Raw genomic sequence first — 9,311 nt, forward strand, 5'->3', positions numbered from 1 at the left:
GAAAGGCGCTGCCATGACGACGGCCAATCCAGATTTTCTCAAATTACAAAATAATTATCTGTTTGCCGATATTGCCCGCAAGGTGGCGGCTTACAAGGCAGCGCACCCAGCCCAACGTGTCATCAGCCTGGGGATAGGCGATGTCACGCGGCCCTTGCCGCCGGCTATTCTCGCGGCGCTACACCGTGCCGTGGAGGATATGGGCGAGGCGGCGCTGTTTCGCGGTTATGGCCCGGAACAGGGCTATGATTTTTTGCGTCATCGCATCATCGAATGTGATTACGCGACGCGTGGCGTCCGCCTGGGGGCCGATGAAGTCTTCGTCAGCGACGGCGCAAAATCCGACATCGGTAATTTTCAGGAATTATTCGCGCCCAATAGCCGCGTGGCGGTGACGGACCCGGTGTATCCGGTGTATGTCGACTCCAACGCCATGGCTGGGCGCGCCGGAAACCTGCGCGGCACAGTGTGGGACGGCATCATTTATTTGCCTTCGACGCCTGACAATGATTTCGTACCGGAATTTCCGGCCGTCCGGCCCGACATCATTTACCTGTGCTACCCGAACAACCCGACCGGCGCGGTGCTTTCGCGGGCGGCCCTGCAAGCCTGGGTGGATTATGCGCGCCGCCAAAACAGTGTCATTTTGTACGATTCCGCCTATGAAGCCTTTATCACCGATCCCGATGTGCCGCACAGCATTTACGAACTCGACGGGGCGCAGGAAGTTGCCGTGGAATTTCGTAGTTTCTCCAAAACGGCAGGCTTCACCGGCCTACGTTGCGCCTACACCGTGGTGCCGAAGGCTTTGCAAATCAGCGATGGGGAAGGTGGCAAGGTGAGTTTGAATGCCTTGTGGAACCGCCGCCAATGCACCAAATACAACGGCTGCCCCTACATCGTGCAGCGCGCGGCTGAAGCGGTGTATAGCCCGCAGGGGCAGGTGGAAATCAAGACGATCATCGCCGCTTACCAAAAGAACGCCGCGCAGTTGCGCAGCGCCGTCAGCGGCATGGGGCTGACGGTCTATGGCGGCCTCAATGCGCCGTATTTGTGGGTGAGCGTGCCGCAAGGCAGCGATTCCTGGGTTTTTTTCGACACGCTGCTGCAAGAGTCCGCCTTGATTTGCACGCCAGGCGCAGGCTTTGGCGCGGCAGGCGAAGGCTATGTACGTTTGACGGCTTTTGGTGCGCCGCAAGATACAGCAGAAGCCATCGAACGCCTGCGCCGCGTGTGCTGAGCCTGGGTTTGCCCGCTGCCCTGGGTTAATTTTTCTTGGCGGCTTTCCCCGGCAGCGGGGTATTTTCGGTGGCTTTTTCTTTTTCCCAGCCTCGCCACGGCTGCATGCGCGGCGCTTCATCACGCAGGATCAGCATGGGCGAGGAAAAAGGCGCCAGGCGTTCGAGAAAATCGAGCAATTCGAGCACAATGGCGTTACGGAAAAACTTGGTCGCCGGAATTTCCATCCAGATACGGTCGGCAAACACCAGAAGATCGTGCGGCCAGTCGCCGTAACCGTCGTGGTTGCGGTCAAAACCCTGGTAATCGTCCCAGTAATTCGCCCGCCACACGTCGTCCATGGGGTCACCGTCGCCGACGATGCTGACCGGCCACAGGTTGTTGCGAAAGGTGTTGGCAATGGCGACATGGCCGCCGAACGCACCGTAAAAATAAATCGCGGTGAGGTTGTGGGCGAAGAGGTTATTCACCATCACGATGCGGTTGTACGGGTCCATCGGCGAATCAGCCATGATGCCGTGCGCGCAATGCACGATTTCGTTATCGACGACGATGGCGGCAGAAGTTTCCTTCAGCGCAATGCCCGCGCCGGAGGCATCCATGGCGTGCAAAATACGGTTGCTGCGAATGAGCAGCTGTTCGGAATTGAGCGCAATGATGCCGGTGGAGTTTTTTTCCAGATGGTTGTGCTCCACCACGCTGCGATGTGCAAAAAGAAAATTGAAGGCGCGGCGGCTGTCGGTGATGCGGTTGTAGCGAAACTGGTTGTCGGTGGCATTGGTGACGGTGAGGTCGCGGATCTGGGCGAAATCATTATTTTCGATCCGGTTACCGGTGCTGTACCAAAGGCGCAGGCCATCGCCGCGGTCGGCTGAATCGGCGTGACGGGAGCGGATGCGGTTGTGGCGAACGATATTGTTGCCCCCCTTATGCAAGGAGATGCCAAACAACACATTGTCTATATCGTTGTTTTCAATAATGAAATGACTGCCTTCGCCCATGATGCCGCCATCGATTGCATCGTGCGAATCGCCGCTGTTTTGCAAATGCAGGCCACGCAGGGTGACGTGATCGGCCTTGATGGTAATGACCGTACCTTGCCCGCCCGCATCGATGGTGACCTTGCCGTCTCCCTCGATCGTCAGTGGACGCTGAATCAGGGCCGGGCCACGGTAAGTTCCCGGGGGTAGACGCAAAATGCCGCCAGCAGGTGTCAGATCGATCCAGGCTTGCAGCGATTGCTGCGCCCAGGCGGGCAGGGCGGTGAAAAGGGCGAGAGGGGCGAGAAGGAAAAGGGTAAAAAGGCGCATGTGTGGCCGCCATTAGAGCATTACGCCCATTCGGGAACCAGAATCTGGATCAAGTTTTTGCTGCGGCACAAGCGCATCCTGGGCGTGCCTTCGGCGTTTGTCGAAGGTGCAGCTGGGGCTGCGCGAATGCCGCTTGAGGTTTTACTGCGTCGCCCATAAAAAACCCGCCGGGCAGACGCGCGGCGGGGTGTCGTTGATGCGCCGGCAGCGGTTTATTCCACCTTGGCTTTTTCGCGCAATTCGCGTACGAGTTTTTCTACCTGCATCTGGCTGGCGCGCTGTTGCAGCTGCGGTTTGACCTCTTCGAAGCTGGGCGGGGTGAGGGGGCGGCTGTCGTCCAGCTGGATGACGTGGTAGCCGAAATCGCTCTTCACCGGAGTTTTGGTGTATTCGCCTTTTTTCAGCTTGGTCAGCGCTTCGCCAAAGGGCGGAACGTAGGCGCTCGGGCTGCTCCAATCGAGCTCGCCGCCACGTTCTTTGGAGCCAGGATCGAGCGATTGCTTGGCCAGAGTGGCAAATTTTTCGCCCTTGTCGAGTTTGGCGATGATGGCTTTGGCGTCCTCTTCCTTTTCCACCAGAATATGGCGCGATTTGTACTCCGTGCCGCCCATGGTGCCTTTGAGCAGGTCGTATTCGGCTTTCAGCTGGGCATCGCTCGGCGCGTGGCTGCGCACGTAATCAGAGAGGAAAGCGCGAATCAGCACGCTCTGGCGGGCGAGTTCGATCTGGCCTTGGATTTCATTTTTCTTGTCGAAACCTTTTTTCCTGGCTTCCTGGGCCAGCATTTCGCGACGTACCAGCTCTTCTTTCACCGCCGCCTTGAGTTCGGCATTGTCTGGCGCGCCCTGGGCTTTTTGTTCGGCAATGAACGCATCGAAGACGTTTTGCGAAATCGGCTGACCATTGACCATGGCAAAAGGCTTGGCTTTTTGCGCCAGAACCGGCGTGGAAATGAGGCTGCCGGCGATGAGTACGCTGGCTAGGGTGTTGAGTTTGAACATGCGTCGTTGTCCTATGGGTTAGAGCAAAGAGAGGGGGTATCAGGTTTCTTCCGGTGTCCGTGCTGCGATGATGAGCGCATGGATTCTACCCGGTAACAAATCGCCGGCGGCATCGTACACCAGCCGTTGCCGGTCGCGGGTATTTTTTCCAGCAAATGCCGTACTGACGACGAAAAGACGTAAATGTGCGCCGCCACGGGCACCGGCGTGGCCGATGTGGCGCTCGGACTGGTCTTCAATTTCCAGCACGCTGGGCGTGAGTACGGCCAGGCGTTGGCGCAAAAGGGCGAGCGTAGCGGCGTGCATCAGGCGGGAAAAACTTTTTTGAAGGGATGCACGCTGATTTGCGCATAAACGCCAGCCGCAACATAGGGATCGGCCTCGGCCCAGGCTTTCGCGGCATCGAGATCGGCAAATTCGGCAACGATCAGACTGCCCACAAACCCAGCCGGTCCGGGATCAGGGCTGTCGATGGCCGGGCAGGGGCCGGCCAGAATCAAACGGCCTTCCTCCTGCAGCGTTTGCAGCCGAGCCAGATGTGCCGGACGCGCCGCCAAACGGGCGGCCAAGGCATTGGGGTGGTCTTCGCCGCGTATCACATAGAGCATCAGGGCTTCTCCGTGGGTGGGTTCTGCTCAGCGTTTTCCATGTATTTACTGAGAAAAAGCCCTTGTCCGATGACAAAAACCAGCATCAGCCCCATGCCGCCAAAGAGTTTGAAATCAACCCAGATATCTGTGGAAAAATTAAACGCCACCAGTAAATTCAGTGCGCCCATGACGAGAAAAAAGAGCAGCCAGGAGAAATTGACGCGCTGCCAGACAGCATCCGGCAGCTTGAGCTGTTCGCCCAGCATATTTTGCATGACGTTTTTTTTCAGCACCACGGCAGCAAAACCCAAACTGCCGGCGAACACCCAGTAGAGCAGGGTGGGTTTCCATTTAATGAAGGCTTCGTTCTGAAAAATCAGCGTCATGCCGCCAAATACCACCACCAAGGCCAGGCTGACCCAGAGCATTTTGTCCACCTTGCCATGACGAAAGTGCACCCAGGCAATTTGTCCCAAGGTGGCGGCGATGACCACGATAGTGGCCAGCAAAATCGGAGCTTGTGCCGGTTCCACCGCGCTGCCCCCCAGCAATCCGCCCACCCATGCGGCGGCTTCGTCGGGGCGGGTGCCGGCATATTTGAAGCTGGCAAAAAAGAGGATGACCGGGAAAAGATCAAAAAGTAGTTTCATGGCGGCGCATTATATACTCGGGCGTTTTCTCGCTAGGTAACGCTATGTACAAAGTCCTCATCATCGATGATAGCGATATCAACCTGCAGTTGATCAAGGCGCTGGTGCTCAAGGTGGGCGATTGCGAGCCGATCATTTTCGATCGGCCAAAACAGGCCATGGCCTGGTGCCGCGACCATGTGCCGGACTTGGTGATCGTCGATTACATGATGCCGGAAATGAATGGCATGCGTTTCATCGAGGCGTTTCGCGCCCTGCATGGCCGCACCGCCATTCCCATTCTGATGGTGACCGCCAACGATCAGAAAGAAGTGCGTTACGAGGCGCTTTTGGGCGGGGCCAATGATTACCTGAACAAACCGATCGACCGCATCGAGTTTTCGGCGCGGGTGCGCAATATGCTGGCCTTGCGCGAGGGGCAGAAATTCCTTGCCGAGCGCGCGCAGACACTGGCCGAACAGGTGGACGAGCAAACGCGCGAAATCCGCAAACGCGAGCGTGAGCTCACCTATCGCCTGTCGCGCGCCGCCGAGTTTCGTGATCCAGAAACCGGCGCGCACATCCAGCGCATGGCACATTATTCGCAGATCATTGCGCAAGGCCTCGATCTCGACCCGGCGCAATGCCGCTTGATCCTGCAGTCGGCTCCAATGCATGACGTGGGCAAAATCGCCATTCGCGACGATATATTGCTTAAACCAGGCAAACTGACCGACGCCGAATTCCTGCACATGAAACGCCACGCCCTGTTTGGTTATGAACTGCTGAAAGACAGTGGCTCGGAAGTGCTGCAGGCGGGGGCCGAAATTGCCCGTACGCACCACGAAAAATATGATGGCAGCGGTTACCCGGCCGGTTTGAAGGCGCGGGAAATCCCGCTTTTTGGCCGCATCGTCGCCGTCGCGGACGTTTTCGATGCGCTGACCTCCGAGCGTCCGTACAAAAAAGTTTGGCCGCTCGAAGAAGCCATGCAATATCTGGAGAGCAACCGCGGCAAGCATTTCGACCCGCTCTGCGTGGAGGCTTTTCTCGCCGGCTGGGAAGATGTCATGGATATTCGCCAGCGTTTTCAGGATGATGCAAAGAGCGCGGAATCTGGCGCAAATCCGGAATTCATCGATCACGAACTCAACCTGCAGACCGCACCGAGTGCTGCGGCGCGCTGATGGGTTGCTGACGCGCGGCGAAAAGTTTTATCCAACGCCGACAAATTAAGGGAGGCGCAGCCAGGTAGCGCTTTTTCGGCTGTCGCCATCGGCTTGCCAAGGCACTTCGCCCAGGCAAGGTGCGGGCAGATGGGCGCGTAACGTGGCCATATTTTCTTCGGCGTGCAGCAGAGGCGCGGCCAGATGATTGCCCACCCAGCCCGCCAGCAGCAAACCTCGGCGGGCGATGGCTTCAGCGCAGAGGAGGGTGTGATTCAGGCAGCCCAGGCGCAAACCAATCACCAGAATCACCGGTAAATTCAGCGTTTGCGCGAGATCGGCGCTGGTTTTGCCCACCCCCAGCGGAATACAGAAGCCGCCTGCACCTTCCACCACCACCCAGTCTGCCACCTGCCGCGCCGCCTGCACGGTGGCAGCAATTTTCGCGAAATCGATGTCGATGCCGCTTTGCGCGGCGGCAATATGCGGTGCGATGGGCGGCGTAAAACAATAGGGATTACACACCCTTGCCGGCAAAGCCACCGAGCTGGCGGCGCGAATGCGGCGCACATCATCGTTTTCGCCGTCGGCCTCGACTCCGGCGGCGATGGGTTTCAGACCGGCCGTGCGCAGACCTTGCTGGCGCGCACATTCAAGCAGGGCGCAAGCGATGTGGGTTTTGCCGATTTCGGTATCGGTGCCGGTCAGAAAATAGGCGCTGTTCATGGTTTTTACCCTGTACCGAAAAGAAAAAACAGGTCGTAAGACAGGGGCAAGCCCGCCGTAGCCCGCTGCACTTCATAGGCCGCCCGCAATCGGGCAAAAGCGTCGCGCCCCAGCAAACCGGTGCGCCGGCCGTGCCCCAGTTGATTGGCACCGACCGCCTTGACGGCGCGCAATAAACTGCGCACATCCGGATAGTGCAAGGTTTCGCGCTGACGAATCAGCCGTAGGCCAGGAAAACCCGCTTGGTGCGCCAATTCGCGCATCATTTCTGGGCTTTGGAAAGCGAGCGTGTGCGGATAGTCATCGACAGCTGAAAAAGCCGTGCGCAACTCGACAAAGGTTTCCGGCCCCAGGCTGCAGAGCAAAAAATACCCGCCTGGGCGCAACACCCGCCGCGCTTCTGCCAAGGCGCGCTGCGGATCACACCATTGCCAGGCAAGGCTGGACCAATACAAGTCGAGTCCTTGTGCGGGCAAGGGCAGGTTTTCCAGATCGCTCAATAACCTGGCCGAAGGCTCTGCAACACGCGCCAGCATGGCAGGGGCCAGATCGCAGCTCAAAATCAGGCTTTGGGGCGCGCAGGAGCGTAACAAGGGGAGGGCGTAGCCCGTGCCGCAGCCGGCATCGAGCAGGCATGCCGTGGCGGGCAGGGCGCTCGGAAGTTCCCGGGCGAGGGTGTGGCAGGCCAGACGCTGAACCCACGCAGCGGCATCATAAGTCGCGGCCGCCCGCTCGAAAGACTGACGAATCCGATGCCGTACAGGTGTCGTCATGCGAGAAAAGCGCGTGCGTGCTCGAGAAAAATTTCGGGCTGCGACAAAAACGGCGCATGCGCGCAGTCTGATAAAACCTGTAGCTGCGCCCCGGGAATCAGCGCCGTCAAGGCTTGGGCTGCGGGTAAAGGCATCAAGGGGTCAGCCGCGCCATGAATGAGCAGGGTCGGCACGCGGATGGTTGCCGCCTCCGCGCGCAGATCGAGATCGCGCAGCCAAGCCAAACCGTCAGCAAGAATCGTTTTGGACGGCAGAGGATCGGCGGATGCGAGGATACGCCGCGTCACTTCCTTTGCCTGAGCATCGCCGCGATTAAAGCCGCCGACAAAACGCGGCAGCATGCTTGCCGGATCCTCTGCAAAGGCGGCACTGAACTCTGCCAAAGTCTCGGGGGCCATGGCCTGTGGCCAAGCCTCGCGCTGCACGAAAGAAGCGGTGCCAGCCACCAGCAACAAGCGTGACACTTTCTGCGGATAACGCGCTGCCACCGCCAGCGCCAACTGCGCACCAATCGACCATCCCGCCAGCGCGCACGATGCCGGCAAGGCCGTAGCGATACGTTGCACTGCCTCAGAAAAGTCAACACAACGCGGCGCATCGCGATAGCCGGGCAAATCGATGAATTCCCCCGCCAAACTCTGCACAACAAACTCCAGCGGCCCGCGCCCAAGACACCAGCCAGGAATAAAAACGAGAGAACGCGACATGTCAGCCCTTGCCCGCACTTACCGAAAGGCCGCAATTTTAACCTGTGCAACATCTCGCAATCCGTCGGAGACACAGACTTGTTGTATTGAGGAGCTGCCGAATGTTTCAAATCCGAGTTTTTCAAACATAAGCCGACGATGTTTCAAACCTTTTGCGACCCGTCAGTCATCAATCAAACCATTCATCGGCCCCCATTGTACAAACAATATTTAACATAATGTGGATTATACGAACTCAGCAAGACCCAAAAAAGCACGGCGCTAGCCGCCGCGAATCCACCAAGCGTGGCGGTTTCCTCAGCGGATAAGTCGCATAAATGCAAATAATTCTGCAATCGCAAATCCGCGAACATCTGACGTTCTGGTCCGTGTTAAATTTTCTTTATTGCGGTTCTAATCGCATCAACGCTCGGCATCTCCCGAACGTCAAAGCGAATTACTGGCACTCCAATATTTTGGAATGCGGCGTCTTTGATAGCATCGGATTTGATCCGCTCTCCGCGCTGGTGCGTGGAATCGTCAAGTTCGATGACGGCCTTAATACTGAAATCCTGCATGCATACAACGAAATCAACGTGCTTCCTGCTGATCTCGTTGAACTGGCTTTGCCAGTTTTCATTTTTCCGTATTCCCACCATTGCCGGCATGGCGACTTGTGCCAGCACGATCAAGTCAGGCAGCGCTTCGCGCAGCCGGTGAAATACAACCTGCTCCGGTTCGCTCAATGGCATTTTTTTGAAGTAAGGTGCCGGGCCACTTCTGCGCCCTTTCCTATTGTCGTTCTCTCCGCGCTTGCCTTTCAGGATTTGCAGGACAACGACTACCAGGACAACAAGCACCACAACCCAAACCAGCTTTCCCATGTATTTCTCCTGTTCGGTTCTTGGACCGAGAATTTTACGGTCGGCCCACCATTTTCGGCTTGGTGGCCTTTTTACTTTGAGCCATCTGTGGTCGCATCGTTGATGTAATGCGTCACAAAAACGTCATTTATGCGGGCATAATTTTTACAGTATGCGGTGAATGTTGTTCATTTCGCCAGGGCAATCGCATTTACCCCCGAGGAAAAAGGCCGAGCAAAGAAGCTCTGTAATCAGGGAGGCGCTCAGCAGTTTTGCGCCTGGATCGCAGGCTGCGTTTTGGGTATTGCTTATCCAGACGGAGCAAGGT

The 9,311-nt window shown here is 57.5% G+C and carries 11 protein-coding genes; 2 read left to right on the top strand and 9 right to left on the bottom strand.

Going from position 1 to position 9,311, the window contains the following annotated elements:
* The first annotated feature begins 13 nt into the window (after window positions 1–13).
* Entirely contained in the window at window positions 14–1,240 is a 1,227-nt protein-coding gene (locus ACM62Q_RS03125) for an LL-diaminopimelate aminotransferase (RefSeq protein WP_415033521.1), read from the top strand.
* Window positions 1,241–1,265: 25 nt separating this feature from the next.
* Here the strand turns inward: ACM62Q_RS03125 and nosD are convergent, their stop codons facing one another.
* The 5 genes from nosD to ACM62Q_RS03150 form a co-directional block, all read right to left on the bottom strand.
* Window positions 1,266–2,549 carry a nitrous oxide reductase family maturation protein NosD gene (nosD, locus tag ACM62Q_RS03130; protein WP_415033522.1) on the bottom strand — a complete coding sequence of 428 codons (1,284 nt, stop codon included), beginning with the start codon at window positions 2,547–2,549 and terminating at the stop codon, window positions 1,266–1,268.
* A gap of 212 nt (window positions 2,550–2,761) precedes the next feature.
* Window positions 2,762–3,550, bottom strand: coding sequence for a peptidyl-prolyl cis-trans isomerase (locus ACM62Q_RS03135; RefSeq protein WP_415033523.1), 789 nt, complete (start codon window positions 3,548–3,550; stop codon window positions 2,762–2,764).
* 39 nt (window positions 3,551–3,589) lie between these two features.
* Window positions 3,590–3,856, bottom strand: coding sequence for a BolA family protein (locus tag ACM62Q_RS03140; RefSeq protein ID WP_415033524.1), 267 nt, complete (start codon window positions 3,854–3,856; stop codon window positions 3,590–3,592).
* Entirely contained in the window at window positions 3,856–4,158 is a 303-nt protein-coding gene (locus ACM62Q_RS03145) for a YciI family protein (protein WP_415033525.1), read from the bottom strand. The genes ACM62Q_RS03140 and ACM62Q_RS03145 overlap by 1 nt, the downstream gene beginning before the upstream one ends.
* The gene (locus ACM62Q_RS03150) at window positions 4,158–4,790 is read right to left on the bottom strand and encodes a septation protein A (RefSeq protein ID WP_415033526.1); all 633 of its coding nucleotides are present in this window, start codon (window positions 4,788–4,790) and stop codon (window positions 4,158–4,160) included. Before ACM62Q_RS03150 ends, ACM62Q_RS03145 begins: the two co-directional genes overlap by 1 nt.
* A gap of 44 nt (window positions 4,791–4,834) precedes the next feature.
* On the opposite strand from ACM62Q_RS03150, the gene ACM62Q_RS03155 reads away from it, so the two are divergent.
* Complete coding sequence (locus tag ACM62Q_RS03155) at window positions 4,835–5,956, top strand: HD domain-containing phosphohydrolase (protein ID WP_415033527.1); 1,122 nt, start codon at window positions 4,835–4,837, stop codon at window positions 5,954–5,956.
* 45 nt (window positions 5,957–6,001) lie between these two features.
* Here the strand turns inward: ACM62Q_RS03155 and bioD are convergent, their stop codons facing one another.
* From bioD to ACM62Q_RS03175, 4 genes are all read right to left on the bottom strand, one after another.
* On the bottom strand, window positions 6,002–6,661 hold the full coding sequence (gene bioD / locus ACM62Q_RS03160) for a dethiobiotin synthase (protein WP_415033528.1): 660 nt from the start codon (window positions 6,659–6,661) through the stop codon (window positions 6,002–6,004).
* A gap of 5 nt (window positions 6,662–6,666) precedes the next feature.
* Complete coding sequence (locus ACM62Q_RS03165) at window positions 6,667–7,434, bottom strand: methyltransferase domain-containing protein (protein ID WP_415033529.1); 768 nt, start codon at window positions 7,432–7,434, stop codon at window positions 6,667–6,669.
* On the bottom strand, window positions 7,431–8,141 hold the full coding sequence (locus tag ACM62Q_RS03170) for an alpha/beta fold hydrolase (RefSeq protein ID WP_415033530.1): 711 nt from the start codon (window positions 8,139–8,141) through the stop codon (window positions 7,431–7,433). The genes ACM62Q_RS03165 and ACM62Q_RS03170 overlap by 4 nt, the downstream gene beginning before the upstream one ends.
* Before the next feature lie 371 nt (window positions 8,142–8,512).
* On the bottom strand, window positions 8,513–9,004 hold the full coding sequence (locus ACM62Q_RS03175) for a DUF2726 domain-containing protein (protein ID WP_415033531.1): 492 nt from the start codon (window positions 9,002–9,004) through the stop codon (window positions 8,513–8,515).
* Between the last annotated feature and the right edge of the window lie 307 nt (window positions 9,005–9,311).

Source organism: Azonexus sp. (assembly GCF_047638095.1).
Taxonomy (GTDB): Bacteria; Pseudomonadota; Gammaproteobacteria; order Burkholderiales; family Rhodocyclaceae; genus Azonexus.

What these genes read in the sequence shown, in the direction of transcription:
- ACM62Q_RS03125 (WP_415033521.1), top strand. Translation starts at nt 14, where the DNA reads ATGACGACGGCCAATCCAGATTTTCTCAAATTACAAAATAATTATCTG.
- nosD (WP_415033522.1), bottom strand. Translation starts at nt 2,549, where the DNA reads ATGCGCCTTTTTACCCTTTTCCTTCTCGCCCCTCTCGCCCTTTTCACC.
- ACM62Q_RS03135 (WP_415033523.1), bottom strand. Translation starts at nt 3,550, where the DNA reads ATGTTCAAACTCAACACCCTAGCCAGCGTACTCATCGCCGGCAGCCTC.
- ACM62Q_RS03140 (WP_415033524.1), bottom strand. Translation starts at nt 3,856, where the DNA reads ATGCACGCCGCTACGCTCGCCCTTTTGCGCCAACGCCTGGCCGTACTC.
- ACM62Q_RS03145 (WP_415033525.1), bottom strand. Translation starts at nt 4,158, where the DNA reads ATGCTCTATGTGATACGCGGCGAAGACCACCCCAATGCCTTGGCCGCC.
- ACM62Q_RS03150 (WP_415033526.1), bottom strand. Translation starts at nt 4,790, where the DNA reads ATGAAACTACTTTTTGATCTTTTCCCGGTCATCCTCTTTTTTGCCAGC.
- ACM62Q_RS03155 (WP_415033527.1), top strand. Translation starts at nt 4,835, where the DNA reads ATGTACAAAGTCCTCATCATCGATGATAGCGATATCAACCTGCAGTTG.
- bioD (WP_415033528.1), bottom strand. Translation starts at nt 6,661, where the DNA reads ATGAACAGCGCCTATTTTCTGACCGGCACCGATACCGAAATCGGCAAA.
- ACM62Q_RS03165 (WP_415033529.1), bottom strand. Translation starts at nt 7,434, where the DNA reads ATGACGACACCTGTACGGCATCGGATTCGTCAGTCTTTCGAGCGGGCG.
- ACM62Q_RS03170 (WP_415033530.1), bottom strand. Translation starts at nt 8,141, where the DNA reads ATGTCGCGTTCTCTCGTTTTTATTCCTGGCTGGTGTCTTGGGCGCGGG.
- ACM62Q_RS03175 (WP_415033531.1), bottom strand. Translation starts at nt 9,004, where the DNA reads ATGGGAAAGCTGGTTTGGGTTGTGGTGCTTGTTGTCCTGGTAGTCGTT.